This window comes from Vibrio sp. QJM3NY_27 (assembly GCF_057785955.1).
Genome location: NZ_CM173511.1, coordinates 2,593,743 through 2,617,258 on the forward strand (window position 1 = coordinate 2,593,743; position 23,516 = coordinate 2,617,258).

At 44.2% G+C, this 23,516-nt stretch carries 19 protein-coding genes; 5 read left to right on the forward strand and 14 right to left on the reverse strand.

Features of this window, described 5'->3' with window-relative positions; all coding sequences use genetic code 11:
- The first annotated feature begins 88 nt into the window (after positions 1–88).
- Entirely contained in the window at positions 89–517 is a 429-nt protein-coding gene (locus AC3CIA_RS11485) for an HIT family protein (RefSeq protein ID WP_004734200.1), read from the forward strand.
- A gap of 137 nt (positions 518–654) precedes the next feature.
- Here the strand turns inward: AC3CIA_RS11485 and AC3CIA_RS11490 are convergent, their stop codons facing one another.
- The 5 genes from AC3CIA_RS11490 to znuA all read right to left on the reverse strand — a co-directional run bounded on the left by AC3CIA_RS11490 (position 655) and on the right by znuA (position 8,548).
- A complete protein-coding gene (locus AC3CIA_RS11490; RefSeq protein WP_004734201.1) occupies positions 655–885 on the reverse strand; it encodes a FeoC-like transcriptional regulator in 231 nt (76 codons plus the stop codon).
- Positions 882–3,155 carry a Fe(2+) transporter permease subunit FeoB gene (gene feoB, locus AC3CIA_RS11495; RefSeq protein WP_488518146.1) on the reverse strand — a complete coding sequence of 758 codons (2,274 nt, stop codon included), beginning with the start codon at positions 3,153–3,155 and terminating at the stop codon, positions 882–884. Before feoB ends, AC3CIA_RS11490 begins: the two co-directional genes overlap by 4 nt.
- Positions 3,156–3,377, reverse strand: a complete 222-nt coding sequence (locus AC3CIA_RS11500; RefSeq protein ID WP_004734203.1) for a FeoA family protein — start codon at positions 3,375–3,377, stop codon at positions 3,156–3,158.
- Positions 3,378–4,034: 657 nt separating this feature from the next.
- Positions 4,035–7,394, reverse strand: coding sequence for a helix-turn-helix domain-containing protein (locus AC3CIA_RS11505; protein WP_488518897.1), 3,360 nt, complete (start codon positions 7,392–7,394; stop codon positions 4,035–4,037).
- A gap of 269 nt (positions 7,395–7,663) precedes the next feature.
- Positions 7,664–8,548, reverse strand: coding sequence for a zinc ABC transporter substrate-binding protein ZnuA (gene znuA, locus AC3CIA_RS11510; protein ID WP_171308848.1), 885 nt, complete (start codon positions 8,546–8,548; stop codon positions 7,664–7,666).
- An 83-nt stretch (positions 8,549–8,631) separates the two neighbouring features.
- Here znuA and znuC point away from each other — a divergent pair, with 83 nt between their 5' ends.
- Together znuC and znuB are read left to right on the forward strand one after the other, a co-directional pair.
- On the forward strand, positions 8,632–9,411 hold the full coding sequence (gene znuC, locus AC3CIA_RS11515; protein WP_004734207.1) for a zinc ABC transporter ATP-binding protein ZnuC: 780 nt from the start codon (positions 8,632–8,634) through the stop codon (positions 9,409–9,411).
- Positions 9,411–10,196 (forward strand): zinc ABC transporter permease subunit ZnuB, encoded by a 786-nt coding sequence (gene znuB / locus AC3CIA_RS11520; RefSeq protein WP_004734208.1) that lies wholly within the window; start codon positions 9,411–9,413, stop codon positions 10,194–10,196. Before znuC ends, znuB begins: the two co-directional genes overlap by 1 nt.
- Positions 10,197–10,371: 175 nt before the next feature.
- Here the strand turns inward: znuB and sucD are convergent, their stop codons facing one another.
- The 8 genes from sucD to sdhC all read right to left on the reverse strand — a co-directional run bounded on the left by sucD (position 10,372) and on the right by sdhC (position 19,990).
- Positions 10,372–11,244, reverse strand: a complete 873-nt coding sequence (gene sucD, locus AC3CIA_RS11525) for a succinate--CoA ligase subunit alpha (protein WP_004734209.1) — start codon at positions 11,242–11,244, stop codon at positions 10,372–10,374.
- Entirely contained in the window at positions 11,244–12,410 is a 1,167-nt protein-coding gene (gene sucC / locus AC3CIA_RS11530; protein WP_004734210.1) for an ADP-forming succinate--CoA ligase subunit beta, read from the reverse strand. Before sucC ends, sucD begins: the two co-directional genes overlap by 1 nt.
- A gap of 206 nt (positions 12,411–12,616) precedes the next feature.
- Positions 12,617–13,825: a 2-oxoglutarate dehydrogenase complex dihydrolipoyllysine-residue succinyltransferase gene (gene odhB, locus AC3CIA_RS11535; RefSeq protein WP_114633858.1), complete on the reverse strand. Its 1,209-nt coding sequence runs from the start codon at positions 13,823–13,825 to the stop codon at positions 12,617–12,619.
- 21 nt (positions 13,826–13,846) lie between these two features.
- Complete coding sequence (gene sucA / locus AC3CIA_RS11540; RefSeq protein WP_017079473.1) at positions 13,847–16,666, reverse strand: 2-oxoglutarate dehydrogenase E1 component; 2,820 nt, start codon at positions 16,664–16,666, stop codon at positions 13,847–13,849.
- Positions 16,667–16,763: 97 nt separating this feature from the next.
- Positions 16,764–17,477 carry a succinate dehydrogenase iron-sulfur subunit gene (locus AC3CIA_RS11545; RefSeq protein WP_004734213.1) on the reverse strand — a complete coding sequence of 238 codons (714 nt, stop codon included), beginning with the start codon at positions 17,475–17,477 and terminating at the stop codon, positions 16,764–16,766.
- 12 nt (positions 17,478–17,489) lie between these two features.
- A complete protein-coding gene (gene sdhA / locus AC3CIA_RS11550) occupies positions 17,490–19,256 on the reverse strand; it encodes a succinate dehydrogenase flavoprotein subunit (protein ID WP_009847321.1) in 1,767 nt (588 codons plus the stop codon).
- On the reverse strand, positions 19,257–19,604 hold the full coding sequence (gene sdhD / locus AC3CIA_RS11555) for a succinate dehydrogenase, hydrophobic membrane anchor protein (protein WP_004734215.1): 348 nt from the start codon (positions 19,602–19,604) through the stop codon (positions 19,257–19,259).
- Positions 19,598–19,990 carry a succinate dehydrogenase cytochrome b556 subunit gene (gene sdhC, locus AC3CIA_RS11560; protein WP_012604532.1) on the reverse strand — a complete coding sequence of 131 codons (393 nt, stop codon included), beginning with the start codon at positions 19,988–19,990 and terminating at the stop codon, positions 19,598–19,600. Before sdhC ends, sdhD begins: the two co-directional genes overlap by 7 nt.
- Positions 19,991–20,404: 414 nt before the next feature.
- Here sdhC and AC3CIA_RS11565 point away from each other — a divergent pair, with 414 nt between their 5' ends.
- Positions 20,405–21,694, forward strand: coding sequence for a citrate synthase (locus AC3CIA_RS11565; RefSeq protein ID WP_004734217.1), 1,290 nt, complete (start codon positions 20,405–20,407; stop codon positions 21,692–21,694).
- A 136-nt stretch (positions 21,695–21,830) separates the two neighbouring features.
- Here the strand turns inward: AC3CIA_RS11565 and AC3CIA_RS11570 are convergent, their stop codons facing one another.
- Complete coding sequence (locus tag AC3CIA_RS11570) at positions 21,831–22,589, reverse strand: Nif3-like dinuclear metal center hexameric protein (RefSeq protein ID WP_488518147.1); 759 nt, start codon at positions 22,587–22,589, stop codon at positions 21,831–21,833.
- Between the two features lie 90 nt (positions 22,590–22,679).
- On the opposite strand from AC3CIA_RS11570, the gene AC3CIA_RS11575 reads away from it, so the two are divergent.
- The gene (locus AC3CIA_RS11575; protein WP_488518148.1) at positions 22,680–23,438 is read left to right on the forward strand and encodes a DUF1853 family protein; all 759 of its coding nucleotides are present in this window, start codon (positions 22,680–22,682) and stop codon (positions 23,436–23,438) included.
- Positions 23,439–23,516: the final 78 nt, after the last annotated feature.

Here is a 23,516-nt window from a genome sequence, read left to right on the forward strand (position 1 = left end):
TTGTTCTCAAACCTTTTTCCTGCGCTATTTCTGATCATTTACTTACTGTGATCGGTATGACCTCAAGAAATCGAAATGGACAATAATAATGAGCTTTGAACTTCACCCACAGTTAGCAAAAGACACCACGCTTATCGGCGAATTTCCACTAAGCTTGGCACTACTAAGCAAAGACAGTGCTGTGCCTTGGGTTATCTTGGTACCAAAACGTGCCAACCTAAAAGAGTTGCACCATCTGCCAATGAAAGAACAACAGCAGTTCTTGCTTGAGTCTCAAGCGGTAAGCCAAGCATTAGAAGCGACGTTCCAACCAGACAAGTTAAACCTAGGCGCGCTGGGTAACATGGTGCCACAACTGCACATTCACCATATTGCACGTTTCAAAGACGACATCGCGTGGCCAGGTCCAGTATGGGGCAACACCAAAGGAGAACAGCGCAGTGAAGAAGAACAAGCCGCAATCCATACTCGCATTCAAAACGTTTTATCGCTGAGCTCTATCTTCAAGAAAGCGTAATTCGATTTCATCTCATTACGCTTTAAAGCAAGGCTGTTCAGAATAGACACATGACAAAAAGCCGCTCATCTAAAATAGGTGAGCGGCTTTTTTATTGTCTAATCTCGCCGTTTTCAACGAGAGTATGAAGATCTGAACTACATCATCACATTCAGTGACAAACCATCTTGTTTGCTGATGGTGTAACGAATACGAGTTGTATGTCCATGCTTGTTGGTATCGACCAAGCGAGATACCTTACCTTTCTTGACCCACACACTCAGCATCGCATCGACACCGTCTTCGCTCATTCCAAACTTAGACGCGAGTTCACTACGAGCAGCAACACCTTCGTTATCAATGTATTGATGAAGTTCAGTTAAAATCATACTACTTGCACCTCTAGCGCTTTTTGCTTACTGCCAATTTTCTTGAAGACGCGATACGTCACCACAAAGCCACCAGCAATTGCCACCATCCACACAGCACTACTCACTGGGTGTACTGCGAAATTTGCTGCTTGGTAGTAGAAGGTTGCACCGAAGTAACCAAGAGCCATTGTCCACACCGCAATGAAGCGGGCAAACGTCTGACCAAACTCACGAACATAAGCGCCCATCGCAGCAACACAAGGTGTGTAAAGCAGGATAAGAATCAAGTAAGCAAACGCAGCGTGGCCTGATACAAACTTGTCTTTCAAGTTACCAAAGATCGAAGTATCAACCTCTTGATCTGCAGCCACAGAGATTGAGTCAGACAAGTCGCCCACTTCAATGCCTAATGGATCTGAATAGCTCAAACCAGCTAGGTTTTCAGGGATGGTCATGACGGCTTCTTGCAAGCTTGCTGCTAAATCGAATTCAGCCGCTTCTTCGTCTGATGGCGTCGTGTACAAGCTGTTTAATGTACCAACAACGGCTTCTTTCGCAAAAATACCCGTAATAATACCAACCGTTGCAGGCCAGTTCTCTTCAGTAATACCAATAGGTTGGAACACTGGAGTCACAACTTGAGCCGCTTTAGATAGCACTGAGCTTTCGCTGTCTTCGTTACCAAAACTGCCGTCCATACCTAATGAGTTCAGGAAGCTAAGAATAGCCACAACCATTACGATGGTTTTACCTGCGCCAAGCACGAAACGTTTCAGCTTCTGCCAAGTTTTCAGCATCACGTTTTGCACGGTCGGCAACTCGTAATCCGGCATCTCCATAACCAAGCTATCACTGCTACCAGGATAGATAGTATTTTTAAGGAATAAGCCCGTAAATACAGAAGCAACAATACCCATGATGTACAGAGCGAATACTACATTTTGTCCCGCACCAGGGAAAAACGCAGCTGCGAATAGTGCGTATACTGGCAAACGAGCACCACATGACATAAACGGAGCCATTGATGCTGCCAGTTTACGTTCACGCTCTTGGTCAAGAGTACGAGTTGCCATGATTGAAGGTACGTTACAACCAAAACCAAGTACTAACGGAACAAACGCTTTGCCCGGTAAACCAATCTTCTGCATCACTTTATCAAGTACAAATGCTGCACGAGCCATGTAACCCGAGCTTTCTAATACCGCTAAGAACAAGTAAAGCGCGGCAATAACCGGAATAAAGGTCGCAACCGTTTGAATACCACCGCCGATGCCATCGGCAAGAATGGTGACTAGCCAAACCGGTAGATGGCCATCTAATAAGTGGTGTCCACCATCAACTAATATTGCGCCAACACCAATATCAAAGAAGTCGATAAACGCACTACCGATATTGATAGAGAACATGAACATTAGGTACATGATGACGAAGAAGAAAGGAATACCGACCCATTTATTCAAAATGAATTGGTCTGCTTTCTCAGTAAAGTTACGGCTTAGTTTTCCTTCACTGCGACGAACACGTTTACAAAGGTCATGTAAGAAAGTGTATTTAGCGTCAGCAACAGCAAGGTCAATATCGAAATCGGCACCAAGACGAACACTGTCAATTTGAGTACGAGTTTGAGGAGCCAATCCGTTCAATACTAAGTAATCATTTTCTAAAGCACGAATAGCCAGAGCTCGGTAAGATACGTCAGCATCATCAAATTGTGACTCAACAGAAGGGATAAGAGCTTCTAACGCGGCATCGTAATCAATAGATATAGGATCAAGACTCACACCTTGAACAAGCAGTTTATGCAGACGCTCTTTAAAACGTGCAACTTGGCCTTTGTCGTTTGCAGACAAGCTTAAAACTGGACAGCCAAGCTCTTTCTCTAGCGCTTTAAGGTTAATCACCTGACGCTCACGCTTTAATACATCCATCTTGTTCAATACAACGATCATTGGGCGACCCAACTCTCGTAATTGTAATGTCATGTATAAGCTTCGTTCTAAGCAGCTTGCATCTACAACATTGATGATCACATCTGCAGGGTGAGTTAGCACAGCACGAGACGCGATAGATTCATCGATACTGTTCGCATCATTACCACTGTCTAGTGCGTAGATACCCGGTAAATCCGTTAGCTGAAACTGATCACCAGCGTGCGAATACAAACCCGTCTTCTTTTCTACGGTTACACCAACCCAGTTACCAACGTGCTGCTTAGCACCAGTTAAGGCGTTAAATAATGTTGTTTTACCACTATTCGGGTTACCAACGGTAAGAACTTGATAATCCATTTAGATAACCTCGATTTGTTCTGCAATGCTTTCACGAATGGCGATAGAAACACCTCTCACCTCCACTTGAAGTGGATCACCCATCGGCGCACGACGGATTAGCGTCACCTCAGTTTTTGGCAACATGCCCATAACCATAAGTTTTTTTCTAACGTCCGGTGTTAAGCCTGTTAGTGCAACAATAGAAGCCGCTTTTCCTTGCTCGAGTTGTGAGAGTTTCATAAATGCCCAATTCGTGACTGATAATGAGAAAGATTGTTATTACCGCCATGATACACATACATGACCACAATTCCATTGTGTGAAATCAATGTTTTCGAAAATACATACTCGTAAATTTCGTTAAAAACGTTTACGTCAAAAACGTTACTTTCAACAAACAACGAGAACTACCTCACTAGTACCAATCAAGAAAAACCAACACAAATCATTAATTATCAATAACTTAAAATAATGTCGGTTTTCTCATGGCCATCTGTCGTTAATTTTATAAGTAAAATAAGTGGGCAGACGTATAGTTACTCCAACGAAGAGAAACTACTTCTCTTTAATTTTATTCCAGAGGTGATGTGGCTTGCCATATCACTCCGGCAGCAAGCGAAGGTGTCCTTGGCACCCGTGGTATAGTCCCCCCGGCTATACCACGATATTTTTTTTCTTCCTTTTGTTTTATCCCAACAGCCTTTTAAACGCCCCACAGCTCTCTATCTCGTATCTCGTATCTCGTATCTCGTATCTCGTATCTCGTATCTCGTATCTCGTATCTCGTATCTCGTATCTCGTATCTCGTATCTCGTAGAAGCATAAAAAAGCCCCAACACGAATGTCGAGGCTTAGAGTATCTTTATCTATGTGGAAGTAGAGTAAATCCGCAGCTCACTACTCTTCGCTGTTTTCAGCAAACTTAGATGGCGACATACCAAAATGGTGCTTAAACCTCTGACTGAAATAGGAAGGGTCATTAAAACCAGAATCAAACGCGACGTCTGAGATCTTCTCTCCCGCAAGTAACCGCTCGCACGCATGCTCTAAACGCACTTCATTCAAGTGCTCTTTAAAGGTCTTGTTATAAGCCGATTTAAAGCGTCTCTGTAAGCTTCTCTCTGACATGAACAAGTACTTAGCAGCAGTTGCAGTACTGAACTCTGCATCGGCGTAGTTTTCGCTCACAAGCTGCGACACTCTGTTTTTCCACTCTTGTTCAGCACTCAACCTTTGTTGCTCTGGCGTTGAAGCGGCAAGCTTAATGGTTTCTATCTGCTCAATTGTGCTGGCTTCCAGATTATCCAGCACTTGATATTCAATCGGCCACGAAAGCTGAACCTTATTTTGATAGTCAGAAACAAACGCGTTCAGTTCACCACCACTCTGATTCATCAATAGAGGTAATTTTTCGATATTTAGATCAGTCGATTTTCCGGTGTTGTCACTCATGCTTGATGCCAATTTAGGAAAAGGCATCCCATGATCTCGAATCGTAACGACAAGATGCTCCTTCACTTCTTCAACCAGAACCACCATGCTTTGTGACTTAAAGTTTCTCTTGATGATGCTCGCAACCAAGTTGTTGAAAATAATATCGAGATTAAAATACAGTAAGGATACGTATCGTTGTTTGGTATCAACTCTAATATCCAGTTCAATACCCGCTTTGGCTAAATCATCTTGCCAAGCTTTGAGTACCGCTTCTAAGATCAAAATTATATCGTAACTGACCTTCCCTTCTCCTTGAGGTGTATTGCTCAATTGAGCCAAGCCATTTTTCAGCGTTAAGATTGGCGACTTGCCTTTCTCATTCCAATTCGGGAGCATCGCTGCAATATGATTAACTTCAGATGAGAGTTCATTTGCTGTGTGCGACACAAGCGCACTCTTAACTGATAGCTGCTTTTTAAGCTGTTGATTGGTCGTCAACAGAATGCGACTTTGGTGCCTCAGTTGATCGGTTTTTAATGCAACTTGCGCTTTTAGGTGTCTATTAGCAAAAGTGACATAACGCGAACGCCAAAAGACCAAGATAGTCACGACACCAATCAACAGCACCAGAGAGCTTGCGGCAGCCCAATTGGTCAGATACCAAGGCTCAGCGATTGAGAAGCTTTGATTCGTTGACACAAAGCGATAATGCGAGTCCTTAACGGGTTTAACTTCCAGTGTATAGTCCCCAGGAAGAAGATGATCGAGCGTTAACAAACCTCCTTCAAATTCACTCCAAGGTTCATCGTCGTTCAGGCGATACTCCATCGCAGGGGCAAACGTCGCAGGTAGAATACCCAACTTAAAACTCATAGATGAACCATAAGGGATCTCATCCAAATCAGCTGTCTTACCACCTAGTGATACGGTTTGCTGATCAACACTGATCTTACTCAGTAATGCTCGACTATGGGGTGTTGTTGATACCAATAACTCATCAGATAACGCACTGACTACGCCATACTTTGATCCAAAAGTAAGCCTCGTAGATTGGCTGCCTTCGCTGTCAAACAAGTCGCATGCCCCTGCTGCCAGTTCATTGGTGATCAAGCCAAATGGTGAACCGATATGTTTATGCAGTTGCCCATCCAGTCCGTAATAGCTGATACCTTTCGAAGAACCTAACCACACACCATTGTCATCGCTTATTAAGCAATTTGGGCTAATATTGTCTTCAACAAGCATGACCTCTTGAATAATAGAGCTGTCATAAGGGATTCGATACACGCCATAACTGCTCGCAAACCATTGAGCCCCATCCTTCGCTTTTTCAATATCGACCACTTTGCCAAATCGTTCGCTTGAGCGACTAAAGCTAATCCGTTTATCAATAAAAGAGTAGAAGCCGTGGTCAGTGCCTATATATATACGACCTTGTAACCCTATATTGAGAGCCGTGATTTTTGCTGGCAAAAACTTATCAACTAACCAGTCAGTACCGTACCCCGTCAGCTTCATGGTTTCGATAGATAACGAATAGAGGTTTTGCCCCGATGTTATCCAAAGTACGTTATCAGCTTGAAGCGCAAAGTTCTCAACGTGTACCCCCTTGATAGACCTTGGTAAACCGAGTTCTTCAGGCTCTAACGTATTGGTATTAAAACTAATAATACCTTCTTCAGTAGCCAACCAAATGGAAGAACCAAAGATCTCAAAGTCCTGTACCGAGTTGGAATAAACACGAATTGGATTCTCTTTGCTTTGAGCATCGACCAAATAGAGGCCCAGTGAGGAAGCAACCCAAGATAATTGTTCACTAACCGGCTGTACTTTGTTTATCACGACACTACTTGAGTGCATCCCCATACCCGTTAATGGCGTTCTTGAGAATGTCTTACTGAACAGTGAGAAATATCGGATGCCGTTATTTGTCGCAACCCACATCCCACCAGCATGGTCGTTGATTAACGAATATATTTTCTCTCCCGGTAACGAGAAATCTTGGTTAGCGGCTTGTTCGAATCGTGTAATTTGACCCGTAATGAAGTTGTAACTAATGAGTCCATGCTCTGTGCCAATCCAATATTGGTCTGAAGTTTCAGCAAGCGAGAGAACGTGCGACCCTTTTATTTTGTTCTCTTTATCTGGATTCGCGAGATCAACAATCACCGCCCCATTTAAAGTGCCGATCACTAACTCTCGTCTAGCATTAGAAAAATAAACCGTCTCAATATGGTGCTTATCTGATGCAGTGATGTGAGTAAACTCTTGCGCCTCGGAAAGGTAAGCACCAGAACTGGTCGCGAGTACCCATTTTGACAACACCCACTCCGCATCGTTAATCGCAATATCACTGCTATTGTTGTATCGATACAGTTTGAGTAGTGAGTAGGTGGTAAATTCTAAAGATTGAGTGTTGTATGTATAAAAATTACTGCCATCTGTGACCCAAATATAATCACCTGATGAGCCTATATTCGTGATCTCAGCACCCGGGCTTAAACTAAACGCAAGTTCATTGCCAATCCCCGGATTATGTCGGTACACCTCATTATCAAAAAATGTCCAAAACTCATCGTTAAGAAACGCGACTCTTTCTGAAGAAAATTGCAGAAGGCTACCCTTTCTAGGGAATAGGGTTCGGCCATCATAAAAGAGTACTTTTCCATGGACATCATGAACCCATAGCCCGCCACCGGCACCTAAGTACAAGTTTTTAGCCGCAAGAAAATTCCCTTGCGCTTGAACGGGCAAAGGATAGAAAACGGAGGGTGATGTATTTACCGCGAGAACGCTAAATGAAATGCTCATTAACATGAACATTCTGAAGATAATTCGATACAACTTTTCATCCTGAACAGCAATAACACATGAAATTATGGTGTCCACAACGTCTTATTCGCTGCTTAACCAAAAATCCAGTTTTTTTGTGCTTATTATTATCTTTCTATTTTAGCGGAAATTAACAAAGGAGAAAGGAGGTTTGCTATTTGTTGAGAGGTTTTATCTTAGCGGTCACGAAAATGCCGCAAAAAGCGGCATGATTCATAAATTAACGAGAGCAAAGTGTCGTTAGGAATATTGGTTATTGATTATTTAGCACTCAAGCAGCTGGTATAGCTGTCTGTAAGTTGCTGAAGAAATTCGAAATAACTTCCACTCTTCACTTCGACCTGTGAACCAACAGGATCAAGTTGCCCTTGCTTAGCATTGCTTCCACGAGTCACCGATTCGATCACAGCCGGTGTAAATTGAGGCTCTGCAAATACACATTGAACATTTTCACGCACCAAGGTTTTCTTGATAGCTATCAAGCTTTTTGCACCCGGCTTGCGCTCTGGGCTCACGGTAAAGTGACCTAAGTTATTTAACTCAAACTCCTGTTCGAAGTAGCCGTACGCATCATGGAATACGTAGTAACCTTTGTCTTTCACTGGCGCAAGTTGTTCATTAATTGACTGCTTCTTCTCTTTCAAAGCAATCAAGAATGAGTCTAGGTTCTCTTGATACGCCATTGCGTTATCAGGGTCAGCTTCAATCAACTTAGCTGAGATATATTTTGCCGCGACTTCAACTTGGTCGATGCCCAACCAAAAATGCGGGTCATGGCTACCATGATGATGTCCTTCATGAGCATCGTGGTCTTCATGCCCAAACTCTCTCAAGTTGATTCCAGGAATCTCACTGATCTTGATAACATTTTCTTTTGAACCAATCACCTTAGTCAAAAAGGCTTCTAGGTCAGGGCCGAACCAGATAACCATATCGGCACTATGAACTTTTTTGACATCCGATGGCTTAAGCGCATAATCATGCGGCGAAGCATTGCTGTTCATCAACACATCCGGCTCACTAACGCCTTGCGTTAATTCTGTCACAATCATTTGAATCGGTTTAAAGCTTGTTAGAATAGTATTGGCACTTGCGACACTTGGCGCTAAAAGCAAAGTAGCAAGTATAAAAGATGAACGTGACATAATCCCTCGATAATAGAAAAGTAGCTTAGGCTTGAGGTAAATGTTACATTATAACATTAGCGAATTGCAAATGAGTTCTATTCATGGATAACTTAATCCAACTAGATTCTGTGAGCGTCGAGTTTGACGGTCGAAAAGTTCTAGACAACATCTCTCTAAATATAGAGCGCGGCAGAATCACCACCCTCATTGGGCCAAACGGTGCAGGAAAGTCGACATTAGTAAAAGTGGTACTGGGTTTACAAACCAAATTTTCAGGCACAATAACAAAAGCTAAAAAACTGAAAATTGGCTATGTACCACAAAAATTAAAGCTTAATGATTCACTACCGCTTAATGTAGAACGTTTTCTAAAGCTCACTGGCAAGTTCAGTCAGCAAGAGATCCTTGAAGCATTGAAGCTAGTTGGTGCTGAACATCTGCAAAAGAGTAACATGCACCAGCTATCTGGCGGTGAAAACCAACGTGTGCTGATTGCTCGTTCACTGCTAAGAAGACCAGACCTACTGGTTCTTGATGAACCTGCTCAAGGCGTTGATGTACAAGGACAAATTGACTTGTATGACCTAATTGACACCATTCGTCACCGTTTTGGTTGTGCCGTATTTATGGTTTCACATGACCTGCATTTAGTGATGGCCAAAACAGACGATGTTATCTGCTTGCACCACCATATCTGTTGCTCAGGCGCACCTGCAGACATCAAACACCACCCTTCGTATATTGCGCTCTTTGGCACCGCGACCCAAGAAACACTGGCGTTTTATCATCACCAACACGAACATCACCATCATGATCTTGCAGGCCAGCCTGTCGAAGGCGACGTGCATGAATGTTCAAACCATAAACACGGACATCACTAATGCTTGAGTTTCTTCTTCCCTCTATTTTGGCGGGTTTGGGTATTGCGCTAATTGCAGGCCCATTAGGGTCGTTCGTAGTATGGCGCAAGATGGCTTACTTTGGTGACACGCTTGCTCACGCTTCTTTGATGGGCTTAGCACTTGGCTTTCTGTTCAACATTAACTTGTATTTCGCGCTGCTGATTTGTTGTTTGATGCTGGCCGTGTTGCTAGTGACTTTACAAAAACAAAAGCTAGTCGCGACCGATACCCTACTCGGTATATTGGCGCACAGTGCACTCTCTTTAGGCCTTGTTGCTGTCAGCTTCTTAGACAACGTTCGTGTCGATCTAATGAGTTACCTATTTGGTGACTTGCTTGCGGTGTCTCCAACAGATTTGGTGTTCATCTACGCGGGTGCTGCAGTGATTGGTTTAGTGCTTGCGATATTTTGGCGACCACTGCTATCAACGACAGTAAATGAAGATCTTGCAGCAGTAGATGGCATCAACATTGACTTAATGCGCCTAATTCTGATGTTGCTGGTTGGTATCGTAATTGCGGTCGGTATGAAATTTGTTGGTGCATTGATCATGACGTCATTGCTGATAATCCCAGCAGCAACGGCAAGGAAATTCGCTAATACACCCGAACAAATGGCATTCCTCGCCTCTGTAATTGGTTCTATCGCTGTGTTCGGAGGGTTGAGCTTGTCTTGGTTCTATGACACGCCAGCCGGCCCTTCTGTTGTTATCAGTGCTGCGGCAATGTTTATGCTGTCTCAAATGTACAGAACCCGCGCCTAAAGTGAAAAGTCGGGATTCATTCTGGCTTTTAACAACACAACAGTTGACGCGGCAGTCGTTTATAAAAGAACCGTTTACAAAAAAATCGGTCACAAAAGAAAAAGGCTTGGTCAATGACCAAGCCTTTCTTATATCGTTCAGTTAGCTTCTATCTCGTTAGATAAAAGCCAGCTGATTACCAACCCGTGATTTCACGTAGGCCTTTACCGATGTCAGCAAGAGACTTAACAGTCTTAACGCCTGCTGCTTCTAGTGCTGCGAATTTATCTTCAGCAGTACCTTTACCGCCAGAGATGATTGCGCCAGCGTGGCCCATACGTTTACCCGGAGGAGCAGTAACACCAGCGATGTAAGATACAACTGGCTTAGTTACGTTTGCTTTGATGAACTCAGCAGCTTCTTCTTCCGCAGTACCACCGATCTCACCAATCATTACGATTGCTTCAGTCTCTGGGTCTTCTTGGAAAAGTTTTAGGATATCAATGAAGTTTGAACCTGGGATAGGGTCACCACCGATACCAACACATGTAGACTGACCAAAGCCTTCATCTGTTGTTTGCTTAACTGCTTCGTACGTCAGAGTACCTGAGCGAGATACGATACCTACTTTACCCTTCTTGTGGATATGGCCAGGCATGATACCAATCTTACACTCGTCTGGAGTGATAAGACCTGGACAGTTAGGACCGATCATGCGAACGCCAGTTTCTTCTAGCTTCACTTTAACGTCGATCATATCTGTAGTAGGGATACCTTCAGTGATCGTTACGATCAGTTCGATACCTGCATCAATCGCTTCTAGGATTGCATCTTTACAGAAAGGTGCTGGTACGTAGATAACTGTTGCTGTTGCGCCAGTCACTTCTACTGCTTCACGTACTGTGTTGAATACTGGAAGGCCTAGGTGAGTTTGACCACCTTTACCAGGTGAAACACCACCAACCATTTGCGTACCGTATGCGATAGCTTGGTCTGAGTGGAATGTACCTTGACCGCCAGTGAAACCCTGACAGATTACTTTAGTGTCTTTGTTAATTAATACAGACATTATTTAGCCTCCGCAGCAGCAACAACTTTCTGAGCAGCATCTGTTAGAGATACAGCAGCAATGATATCAACATCAGAATTAGCAAGTACTTCACGACCTAAGTCTGCGTTTGTACCTTCTAGACGAACAACGACTGGAACTGTTACGCCAACTTCTTTAACTGCACCAATAATACCTTCAGCGATCATGTCACAACGAACGATGCCACCGAAGATGTTTACTAGTACTGCTTTAACATTGTCATCAGAAAGGATGATCTTGAATGCTTCAGCTACACGCTCTTTTGTTGCGCCGCCGCCTACATCAAGGAAGTTTGCTGGCTTGCCGCCGTGTAGGTTTACGATATCCATCGTACCCATAGCAAGGCCTGCACCGTTAACCATACAGCCAACGTTGCCATCAAGTGCTACGTAGTTCAGTTCCCACTGAGCTGCGTGCGCTTCGCGCTCGTCTTCTTGTGAAGGATCGTGCATTTCACGAAGCTTTGGCTGACGGTACATTGCGTTTGAGTCAATGTTGATCTTGCCGTCTAGACAAAGAAGGTTACCTTCATTTGTAATAACAAGCGGGTTAATTTCTAGTAAAGCTAGGTCGTACTGAGCGAACATTTCACCAAGACCCATAAAGATCTTAACGAACTGTTTAATTTGATCGCCAGCTAGGCCAAGTTTGAACGCCAATTCACGGCCTTGGTAAGCTTGAGGGCCAACGAGAGGATCAATCGCAGATTGGTGAATCAACTCTGGGGTTTCTTCAGCGATTTTCTCAATGTCCACACCGCCTTCAGTTGACGCCATGAATACAATTTTGCGCGTTGCACGGTCAACAACAGCACCTAGGTAAAGCTCGTTAGCAATGTTCGATGCTTCTTCAACTAGGATCTTTGTTACAGGCTGACCATTAGCGTCTGTTTGGTAAGTCACTAGGTTTTTACCTAGCCACTTTTGTGCAAACTCTTTAACGCCTTCTTTAGTGTCATGTAGCTCTACGCCGCCCGCTTTACCGCGACCACCAGCGTGTACTTGACACTTAACAACTTTCTTGGCTGTACTAATACGGCCTGCAGCTTCGAAAGCTTCTTGTGCTGTGTCACACGCGAAACCTTCAGGTACAGGCAAACCGAATTCTGCAAACAGCTGTTTGGCTTGGTATTCATGCAAATTCATTTTGATATTCCGTTTATTTTCCCTTAAGGGATTATTATTTCCATAACGACACAGTTTCCTGTGGTACGTCTGTAGGGTCTTCTCAAATCAACTGCTGTCCATTTTCTAATGGCTTTACAGTTCAAGTGAAGGCCAGACGTTGAGCAGCCTAGCCTTTGAAACTTTTTACGTCTAGCTAACGGGGTTAACTAGACGTTTTAGAGATACTAAACGTCTAATAGCAGACGTGCAGGATCTTCTAGAAGCTCTTTGATTGTCACTAGGAAGCCAACTGATTCACGGCCATCGATTAGACGGTGATCGTAAGAAAGCGCTAGGTACATCATTGGTAGAATTTCTACCTTGCCATCAACAGCCATTGGACGATCTTGGATTTTATGCATACCCAAAATTGCCGCTTGAGGCGGGTTGATGATTGGCGTAGACATTAGAGAACCAAATACACCACCGTTTGTGATAGTGAAGTTACCGCCCATCAGCTCATCAACTGTTAGCTTGCCGTCACGGCCTTTGATTGCTAGCTCTTTGATGCCTTTTTCGATGTCAGCAAAACCTAGTGTGTCACAGTCTTTCAGTACTGGAGTCACTAGACCACGTGGCGTAGATACCGCCATGCTAATATCGAAGTAGTTGTGGTAAATGATATCTGTACCATCAATCGAAGCGTTAACTTCAGGGAAACGCTTCAGCGCTTCTGTTACTGCTTTCACATAGAAAGACATGAAACCAAGACGCGTATCGTGACGCTTCTCGAATTGGTCTTTGTACTGCTTACGAAGGTCCATGATTGGCTTCATATTCACTTCATTGAAAGTAGTCAGCATCGCTGTGCTGTTCTTCGCTTCTAGAAGACGGTTTGCAACTGTCTTACGTAGGCGAGTCATTGGCACGCGTTTTTGGCTACGAGCCGCTGCTGGCGCTTCAACTGCAGGTGCAGATGCTGCTGCCGGAGCCGCTTTCGCTGCTGCTAGGTGTGCGTCGATGTCTTCACGAGTAATACGACCACCAACACCAGTGCCTTTGACGTCAGCTGGTTGTAGGCTGTGTTCTGCAAGAAGACGACGAACAGCAGGGCTTAGTGCGTCGTTGCTTTCTTCTGTCAGTGCCGCTTTGTGGCGCTTATCAGGAGAAGCTTCTGTATCTTCAGTGGTATCTTTCGTTGGTTCACCAGCGACAGCACCAGGTTTGATCTTTGCAAGAAGCTGCTTAGAAAGTACCGTAGCACCCTCTTCTTCTAGGATAGCTTCCAGAACACCCGCTTCAGGAGCCGGTACTTCTAGAACTACTTTATCTGTTTCGATGTCTACAATGACTTCATCACGTGCAACGGCTTCGCCTGGTTTTTTGTGCCAAGTCGCCACTGTTGCATCAGCCACAGATTCAGGTAAATCTGGAACCAGAATTTCAATTGTCATGTGCGTATTTTCCTTTTACTTCTAGTTCTTAAGTAGGGTCAAAGCGTCGTCAACTAACGCTTTTTGTTGTTTCAAGTGTACCGACATATAGCCAACAGCTGGTGATGCTGATGCAGGACGACCTGCGTATTGAATATCAGCACCCACTGGGATAGCAGCTCGGAAATTATGTTGGCTGCTGTACCAAGCACCTTGGTTTTGTGGCTCTTCTTGACACCAAACGTAATCGACTACATTTGTGTACTGTGCGATTGCAGCTCTCACGTCCTCGTAAGGGAACGGGTAAAGTTGCTCAATACGTACAATAGCGACATCGTCTTGCTCGTTCTTACGTCTTTGATCAAGCAGGTCAAAGTAAACCTTACCTGAACAGAACACGACGCGTTTTACGTTCTCAGGAGCCAGATCATCAATTTCTGCGATAGCTGGTTGGAACGTACCTTCTGCTAAATCTTCCATAGAAGACGTACATAGAGGGTGACGAAGCAATGACTTAGGTGACATTACGATCAGTGGACGACGCATTGGTCGGACAACCTGACGGCGAATCATGTGATAAACCTGTGCCGGTGTTGAAGGAACAACAACCTGCATGTTTTGTTCAGCACATAATTGAAGGTAACGTTCAAGACGTGCAGATGAGTGCTCTGGGCCTTGGCCTTCATAGCCGTGAGGAAGCAGCATAGTTAGACCACATAAACGTGCCCACTTTTGCTCACCTGACGAAATGAATTGATCGATCACAACTTGTGCACCGTTTGCGAAGTCACCAAATTGCGCTTCCCAAAGGGTTAGACCGCTTGGTTCTGCCGTTGCATAACCATACTCAAATGCGAGTACCGCTTCTTCAGATAACACAGAGTCAAATACTTGGAATGGCCCTTGTTTATCATGAATGTTCGCAAGAGGAACATACGTGCTTGCATCTGATTGATTGTGCAGTACTGAGTGACGGTGGAAGAACGTACCACGACCTGAATCTTGGCCTGAGATACGAATACGCTTACCGTCATCAACAAGTGTTGCGTAAGCCAGAGTCTCGGCCATACCCCAATCGACTTGTTTCTCACCATTCACCATGGCAGTACGATCGTTGTACAGTTTGTTTACTCGGCTTTGCAGCTTATGGCTGTCTGGGTATTGGCAAAGTTTGCTACCAAGCTCTTTCAGGCGCTCGATATCAATCTTGTTGTCCCATTCGATGTTCCAGTCGTGACCTAGGTAAGGTGACCAGTCCACTGAGTGAAGTGCCATTGGGCGCCACTCTTTAACCACAACTTCACCGTGATCAAGTGCATCACGATATTCGTTAACGAGTTGAGTTGCCGTATCAATACCAAACTCACCGCGTTCCATTAGCACGTCAGCATAAAGCTTACGTGGCGTTGGATGCTTCTTGATTTTTTGGTACATCAAAGGCTGCGTTGCATTCGGCTCATCGGCTTCATTGTGACCGTGGCGACGGTAACAAACCAAATCAATAACAACATCACGCTTAAACGTATTACGGTAATCTAATGCAAGACGTGCTACGAAAGCGACAGCTTCTGGATCATCAGAGTTAACGTGGAAAATCGGAGCCTGAACCATCTTCGCGATATCGGTACAGTACATCGTAGAACGTGTATCGCGAGGGTTAGACGTTGTAAAACCAACTTGGTTATTTACAACGATACGAACCGTACCACCAACACAGAAACCACGAGCTTGAGACATGTTGAACGTCTCTTGTACTACACCCTGGCCAGCGATAGCTGAATCACCATGGATAGTAATTGGAAGTACGCGGCTGCCATCTTTATCGTCTAGGCGATCTTGGCGAGCACGTACAGAACCGATAACTACCGGGTTTACGATTTCTAAGTGAGATGGGTTAAATGCAAGTGCTAAGTGAACGTTGCCACCTGGTGTTGCGAAATCCGCAGAGAAACCTTGGTGGTATTTCACATCACCAGTGCCCCACGAGTCATCGCTGTGCTTGCCCGCAAACTCGTCAAACAGGTCTTGTGGCTTTTTACCAAGCACATTGACCAGCATGTTTAGACGACCACGGTGAGCCATACCAACAACAACTTCACGCATGCCTTGTCCACCTGCATGACGAATAATTTCCTTCGTCATTGGGATCAACGCATCACCACCTTCCAACGAGAAACGTTTTGCGCCTGGGAATTTAGCACCAAGATAGCGCTCAAGACCTTCAGCAGCAGTTAGCTCTTCTAGGAAAGCTTGCTTTTCTTCTTTATCGAAAGAGGGTTGACCAGAAACAGACTCTAAACGTTGTTGGATCCAACGCTTTTGCTCTGTGTTAGTCATGTGCATGTATTCAGCACCAATCGAACCACAATAAGTTTGCTTTAAAGATTTGTACAAATCTCGAAGCACCATCGTCTCTTGGCCAATGGCGTAAGAGCCGACGTTAAACGTCTCATTGAGGTCATCTTCGGTAAGAGTGTGGAAAGAAGGATCCAGTTCAGCGACTGTATCTCTTTCCCATAAACCTAGAGGGTCTAGATTTGCTGATTGATGCCCTCGGAATCGATAGGCATTAATAAGTTGCAGAACCTTTACTTGTTTCGCATCGACATCTGGATCACTAACTTGGACACTGTAATGCTTTGTTTCTTGAGCGAGTCGACGGAAGTATTCACGAACACGAGAGTGTGGTTGTTCCACTGCTTCTGAAGCCTGCACAGGCAATTCTTCAAAAACACTTCTCCATTCGTCACTTACCGAATCGGGGTCACTTAGATACAGTTCATAGAGTTCTTCTACGTACGTTGCATTGGCGCCAGCCAAGTGTGAAGACTCGAGCCATGCCTTCATCACGCCGTTGTGCATATTTTCCCTTAACCAGTAGTTTTCACGTTTGCTGCGGTCTATGCCGAGCTATTAAAAGGCCGCCCCAAAACTTCTAGGGCGGCAATTTTTATATAACTTAAACCGAACGATTCACAAGCATGGTCTTGATGTGACCAATCGCTTTCGTCGGATTTAATCCCTTAGGACAAACACTTACACAATTCATGATGCCATGGCAACGAAAAACGCTAAATGCATCATCAAGATCGGACAGACGTTCGTCTGTCGCCGTATCTCGGCTATCTATTAGCCAACGGTATGCTGCAAGCAGGCCAGCTGGTCCGATGAACTTATCTGGATTCCACCAGAATGATGGGCACGAAGTCGTACAACATGCACACATGATACATTCATACAAACCATCTAAATGAGCACGCTCATCAGGGCTTTGTAGGTTTTCACGAGCCGGTGGCACATTGCCATCAGACACTAAGAACGGCTTAACTTTTTCGTAGTTATCGTAGAACTGAGTCATGTCTACGATTAAATCACGTACCACAGGCAAACCTGGAAGTGGGCGAATTACGATTTTATCTTGGCCAGTAAGAGCAGACAGAGGTGTAATACACGCCAATCCATTTTTACCATTCATGTTCAAGCCATCAGAACCACATACACCTTCACGGCATGAACGACGGAATGAAATCGTTGGATCTTGCTCTTTCAAAAGAATAAGCGCATCCAAAAGCATCATGTCAGAGCCTTCTTCCACCTCTAGGGTGTACTCTTTCATGTAAGGCTTCTGGTCCACATCTGGGTTGTAACGGTATAAAGAGAAATTCAGTTTCATGGTCATATCTCCTTAGTACGTACGTGCTTTCGGCGGGAATGCTTCACGATGGATAGGTTCCATGTTCACGCCACGCTTAGTCATACTTTCTGATTCTGGGTTGTAAAGTGAGTGGCATAGCCATTGCTCATCATCACGGTCTGGGAAGTCAAAACGAGCATGCGCTCCACGACTCTCTGTACGGAAGTTTGCTGCAACCGCAGTTGCGAATGCCGTTTCCATCAAGTTTTCAAGCTCTAAACACTCAATACGTTGCGTGTTGAACTCTGTCGACTTATCTGAAAGGTGTGCATTCTTAAGACGCTCACGAATCACTTTAAGCTCTTCTAAGCCATCAGCCATCGCTTTACCTTCACGGAATACAGAGAAGTTGTTCTGCATACATTGCTGAAGATCTTTACGAATTACCGCAGGGTCTTCACCGTCAGTACTGTTTTCCCAACGATTGTAGCGCTCTAGTGAACGTTCAATGTCGGCTTCAGTTGCAGGTTTTGCTTCAGCTTGCTTATTCAAAGTCTCACCAAGGTGAAGACCTGTTGCACGACCGAACACAACCAAATCAAGTAGCGAGTTGCCACCTAGACGGTTTGCACCATGTACAGATACTGAAGCGATTTCGCCACAAGCGAATAGACCTTGAATTTCAACGTCTGTACCGTCTTCAGTTTGTTTAATTGCTTGACCAGAAACCTGAGTTGGAACACCACCCATCATGTAGTGACACGTTGGGATTACAGGAATTGGTTCTTTAACTGGATCAACGTGAGCGAAGGTACGAGAAAGCTCACATACACCCGGCAGACGAGATTCAAGCGTCTCTTTACCTAGATGATCAAGTTTCAGCTTGATGTGTGGACCCCATGGACCATCACAACCACGACCTTCACGAATCTCAACCATCATCGAACGAGCTACAACATCACGACCTGCTAAATCTTTAGCATTCGGAGCATAACGTTCCATGAAGCGCTCGCCGTCTTTATTGAGAAGGTAACCACCTTCACCACGACAACCTTCTGTTACCAAAACACCTGCGCCAGCGATACCCGTTGGGTGGAACTGCCACATTTCGATGTCTTGCATTGGAACGCCTGCACGAATCGCCATACCAACACCGTCACCAGTGTTAATGTGTGCATTCGTTGTTGATGCGTAGATACGACCAGCACCACCAGTAGCAAGGATTGTTGCCTTCGCTTTGAAGTAGCAAACCTCGCCCGTTTCCATACAAAGCGCGGTAGTACCTAAGATTGCACCATCTTCGTTTTTAACAAGATCCAGTGCATACCACTCAGAGAAAACCGTCGTTTTGTGTTTAATGTTTTGTTGGTAAAGCGTATGAAGCAGTGCGTGACCAGTACGGTCAGCTGCCGCTGCAGTACGAGCCGCTTGCTCACCACCAAAATTCTTAGATTGGCCACCAAACGGACGTTGGTAAATACTGCCGTTATCAAAGCGAGAAAATGGAAGACCCATTTTTTCTAATTCGATAACTGACTCAGGGCCATTTTTACACATGTACTCGATAGCATCTTGGTCACCGATGTAATCGGAACCTTTAACCGTATCGTACATGTGTTGTTCCCAGTGATCTTCATGCGCATTACCAAGAGCAACGGTGATACCACCTTGCGCAGATACAGTATGAGAACGAGTTGGGAAAACTTTAGAAAGCAATGCACAAGATAGGCCTTGCTCAGAAATTTGTAGCGCGGCGCGCATACCAGCACCACCAGCGCCAATTACTACAGCATCAAACTCACGAACAGGAATAGTCACTTACGCACCCCACAAAATAAACAGACCAGAGAAGAAATATCCTAGAAGAACCGCAACAACACCGACTTGAAGACCAACGCGCAATTTTGCACATTTGATGTAGTCAGTTAGTACTTGCCACAAGCCGATCCACGCGTGAACCAAAATTGAAGTAAGTGCTAACATGGTGAAGACTTTAGTGAAGGTACCACCAAAGAATTGCGTCCAAGATGCGTAAGAAATATCACCTGAGAAAGCACAGAAGCTCACTAGGTAGATAGTGTAAAGCGTCATAATGATGGCTGTTGCACGAATCAATAGATAATCATGCACACCATTACGACCAAAAGTAGAAACGTTGTTTACCATACTAAGATCCCCGCTAGTAGAGACAATACCGCTGTTGCTGCGAATGCAACCTTCGCGCTCTTAGCGCCAGATTCCAGCTCTTCAAAGTGACCAAGGTCCATAAGAAGGTGACGAATACCACCAGCAATGTGGTAAGCCAAAGCGGTTAAAATGCCCCACAGAATAAACTTCACGAAGAAACCGTCGACAATGTCGCTAGCTTCCATAAAGCCTACAGGGGAAGAGAGGGAAATGGATAGTAACCAAAGCAGAATTCCGATCGCAACAAAAGTAATCACCCCAGACACACGGTGTAGGATGGAAGCTATTGCTGTGATAGGAAAGTGGATGGTCTGTAAATCTAAATTAACAGGTCTTGTCTTTCTTTCTTTCACGGGCTCGCTCACTCAGCTCCATTGAGCATGATGGTCATTAAATAACCTTATGTATTGTTATGGACAAAATTTGATTGCAAACCCTCAAAATTTAACATTAACTTAACAAATAACGTAGGTTGAGCCTTAGATAATTGTAAAATAATTGTTAACAGCTAGGTTTCTGAAGACACCTCACATTTCTTCTTAGCCTTGCATTTATAAGGTTTTAACCAAACTTTTCAGCGCCACTATACGGCTGGCAACATTCTAATACAATTGATGCAACAAATAATGCTACACAGAACAGATTTTTAACGAATTTAATGTAAAAAACACTAACAAGTGCACACAAAGCTGCAGAAAAATTGACTTTCTCACGTAAGACCAGTAAAAAAATGGCACATAAACATCCTGGACGGATTAATAATAACAAAGGAGATTGTTATGGCGGATAAGAAAGCTACCCTTCATATTGAAGGTCAAGCACCGATCGAATTGCCGATTACAGAAGGTGTACTTGGTACTCCAGTCATCGACGTTCGTACACTGGGTTCTAATGGTTTTTTCACTTTTGATCCTGGTTTTCTTGCCACTGCATCTTGTGAATCGCAAATAACTTATATTGACGGTGGAAAAGGTATCCTTCTACACCGTGGTTATCCAATTGATCAACTGGCCAATAACGCTGATTACTTAGAAGTTTGTTACATTCTTTTATACGGCGAAGCTCCTTCTCGAGCTCAATACGAAGAGTTCAAGACGACAGTCACACGTCACACCATGGTTCACGAGCAAATTGCTAGTTTCTTCCACGGCTTCCGTCGTGACGCTCACCCAATGGCTGTTATGTGTGGTGTGGTAGGTGCGCTTGCTGCGTTCTATCATGATTCATTAGATGTTAATAACGACACACACCGTGAAATTGCGGCATACCGCCTAATTTCTAAGATGCCGACACTGGCTGCAATGTGTTACAAATATTCTATCGGTCAACCGTTTATCTACCCGCGCAATGACCTAGGCTACGCAGAAAACTTCCTACATATGATGTATGCAAACCCATGTGAAGAATATGAAGTAAACCCTGTTGTCGCTCGCGCAATGGACAAAATCTTTACGTTACATGCTGATCACGAACAGAATGCTTCAACGTCAACGGTTCGTTTAGCAGGTTCTTCGGGTGCAAACCCATTTGCTTGTATTGCTGCTGGTATCGCTTCTTTGTGGGGTCCTGCTCACGGTGGTGCTAACGAAGCTTGTCTAATGATGCTTGAAGAGATCGGTAGCGTAGACAACATTGAAGAATATGTAGCAAAAGCAAAAGACAAAGATGACCCATTCCGCCTAATGGGCTTCGGTCACCGTGTTTACAAAAACTACGATCCACGTGCAACAGTAATGCGTGAAGCGTGTCACGAAGTACTTAAAGAGCTAAACATTCAAGATCCACTACTAGACGTAGCAATGGAACTTGAGCGCATCGCTCTTTCTGACGAGTACTTTGTTTCTAAGAAGCTATACCCGAACGTAGATTTCTACTCAGGTATCATTCTGAAAGCGATCGGTATTCCTGTATCAATGTTCACAGTAATCTTCGCGATGTCTCGTACTATCGGTTGGATTGCACACTGGAACGAAATGCACAGCGATCCGACGAACCGTATCGGTCGTCCTCGTCAGTTGTATACTGGTGAAGAACAGCGTGATTTCCAAGCTCTACACGAGCGCGAATAGTAAAGTTTAAACTTTTCTAATCGATTGAAATCAAAAAGGGTTGATGTATTAACATCAACCCTTTTTTGTCTTCCAGTATTTCGTATCACTTCAATGAAGGTACAAATATCCAGAAAGTCATAACCTCTAAACGTGGTTACACTGGATTATCAATATCGATAAATTCTACATCTAAGTCATGCTCTTTCGCTAACCACTCACCTAATGCCTTCACACCATAACGTTCTGTTGCGTGGTGGCCTGCTGCAAAGTAATGAATATCTTGCTCACGTGCAGAGTACGTTGTGCGCTCTGAAATTTCACCAGAGATAAATGCATCAATACCTTGAGACGCAGCTAACTCAATGTAATCTTGACCACCACCAGTGCACCAACCGACAGTCGTAATCATTTTATCTTGGTTTTCTGGAGCGATATGTAATGGCTTGCGGTTCAAAGCTTGGCCAATCTTTTCTGCGAACTCCGCACCAGTTATTGGTGAACTCAACTTACCAAACATCGCAACTGATTGTGGGTGCCCTTCTAAACCGCCTTCAACTTCGATATCAAGCAACTCAGCAAGCTTGGCGTTGTTGCCTAACTCAGGGTGAATATCAAGAGGCAAGTGGTAACCCAAAAGGTTAATGTCATTTTTAATCAAGGTACGAATGCGCTTACCCTTCATACCACGAATGGCTTCTGACTCACCTTTCCAAAAGAAACCGTGATGGACCAATAAAGCGTCTGCGTTCAGTTCTACCGCTTTATCAATTAATGCTTGAGAAGCTGTCACACCAGTAACAATCCGCTTTACTTGAGAAGTACCTTCCACTTGAAGACCATTAGGACAGTAATCTTTAATCTGCTGTGGCTGAAGTTTTTCGTTAAGTAGCTTTTCTAATTGTAAGTTATTCATTTTTCTTTCCAGCTTAACTTTATAATAACGTCGTTATATCAATTTACGGGTAGAATGTCGAAAGCCCCACGATGAGTTTATGAGGAACCGATGACAGCACTGCAACGTTTTTACCAATGGGTCATCGACTCACCGCCGTTACTGAAAATTAAGCCACCGATTTCCGATCTTGGTGCATTCTTAAGCACCCATGCCATCGACTCATCACACACTTATAACGGAAACCCAAGGTTAGGTTTCCTTTACCAGCATCTATGTGAACAAGTCATTGAAGCCTCACCTGATTATTCGGTCAAGTACGATGAGATTCAAATTAATGTTGAGGGAAGAACACTCGGTGCTATCGACTTTATTCTTGAAAAAGAGAACAACCAAAAGCTGCAACACTGGGAAGTCGCGATCAAGTTTTACCTGCTCCATGAACAGACATGGTTTGGTCCTAACTCTCATGACCAATTGGATAAGAAGTTAGACAGGATGCTCACCCATCAACTTGGCATGTCCTCTTCAGCGGCGTTTGTGGAGCAATATCCAGAGATCGATGTCGACTCAAAACATCTCCTCATGCAGGGTCGTCTATATACCAACCCATTCTTAGCTCAAAAAGTACCTACCGAATGTTTGGGCTACGACATTAATTCAAGCCAAGTAAACGGTTTTTGGTGTTATCAAAACCAAGCCCATTTAATTACTGATGTACTCTACCCTCTCACCAAAGAGCAATGGGCAGCTGGCACTGATGACTTCACCTGTGAACCTATCACCGAATTTGGTGATCGCTTCGTTCATGGGCAAACTAAATCAGGGCAGTTTTGGTTTGTGATGCCACAAAGTTGGCCACACGGATAGTATAACCTACTCAGTTGTACAGTAATTCAACCACCTAGCTTTAGCCGCTTTACCCACGAGCTGATATAAAAAAGGGCT

Bases quoted from the DNA above. Each gene is read 5' to 3' on its own strand.
- AC3CIA_RS11485 (WP_004734200.1), top strand. From the start codon at position 89: ATGAGCTTTGAACTTCACCCACAGTTAGCAAAAGACACCACGCTTATC.
- AC3CIA_RS11490 (WP_004734201.1), bottom strand. From the start codon at position 885: ATGATTTTAACTGAACTTCATCAATACATTGATAACGAAGGTGTTGCT.
- feoB (WP_488518146.1), bottom strand. From the start codon at position 3,155: ATGGATTATCAAGTTCTTACCGTTGGTAACCCGAATAGTGGTAAAACA.
- AC3CIA_RS11500 (WP_004734203.1), bottom strand. From the start codon at position 3,377: ATGAAACTCTCACAACTCGAGCAAGGAAAAGCGGCTTCTATTGTTGCA.
- AC3CIA_RS11505 (WP_488518897.1), bottom strand. From the start codon at position 7,394: ATGTTCATGTTAATGAGCATTTCATTTAGCGTTCTCGCGGTAAATACA.
- znuA (WP_171308848.1), bottom strand. From the start codon at position 8,548: ATGTCACGTTCATCTTTTATACTTGCTACTTTGCTTTTAGCGCCAAGT.
- znuC (WP_004734207.1), top strand. From the start codon at position 8,632: ATGGATAACTTAATCCAACTAGATTCTGTGAGCGTCGAGTTTGACGGT.
- znuB (WP_004734208.1), top strand. From the start codon at position 9,411: ATGCTTGAGTTTCTTCTTCCCTCTATTTTGGCGGGTTTGGGTATTGCG.
- sucD (WP_004734209.1), bottom strand. From the start codon at position 11,244: ATGTCTGTATTAATTAACAAAGACACTAAAGTAATCTGTCAGGGTTTC.
- sucC (WP_004734210.1), bottom strand. From the start codon at position 12,410: ATGAATTTGCATGAATACCAAGCCAAACAGCTGTTTGCAGAATTCGGT.
- odhB (WP_114633858.1), bottom strand. From the start codon at position 13,825: ATGACAATTGAAATTCTGGTTCCAGATTTACCTGAATCTGTGGCTGAT.
- sucA (WP_017079473.1), bottom strand. From the start codon at position 16,666: ATGCACAACGGCGTGATGAAGGCATGGCTCGAGTCTTCACACTTGGCT.
- AC3CIA_RS11545 (WP_004734213.1), bottom strand. From the start codon at position 17,477: ATGAAACTGAATTTCTCTTTATACCGTTACAACCCAGATGTGGACCAG.
- sdhD (WP_004734215.1), bottom strand. From the start codon at position 19,604: ATGGTAAACAACGTTTCTACTTTTGGTCGTAATGGTGTGCATGATTAT.
- AC3CIA_RS11565 (WP_004734217.1), top strand. From the start codon at position 20,405: ATGGCGGATAAGAAAGCTACCCTTCATATTGAAGGTCAAGCACCGATC.
- AC3CIA_RS11570 (WP_488518147.1), bottom strand. From the start codon at position 22,589: ATGAATAACTTACAATTAGAAAAGCTACTTAACGAAAAACTTCAGCCA.
- AC3CIA_RS11575 (WP_488518148.1), top strand. From the start codon at position 22,680: ATGACAGCACTGCAACGTTTTTACCAATGGGTCATCGACTCACCGCCG.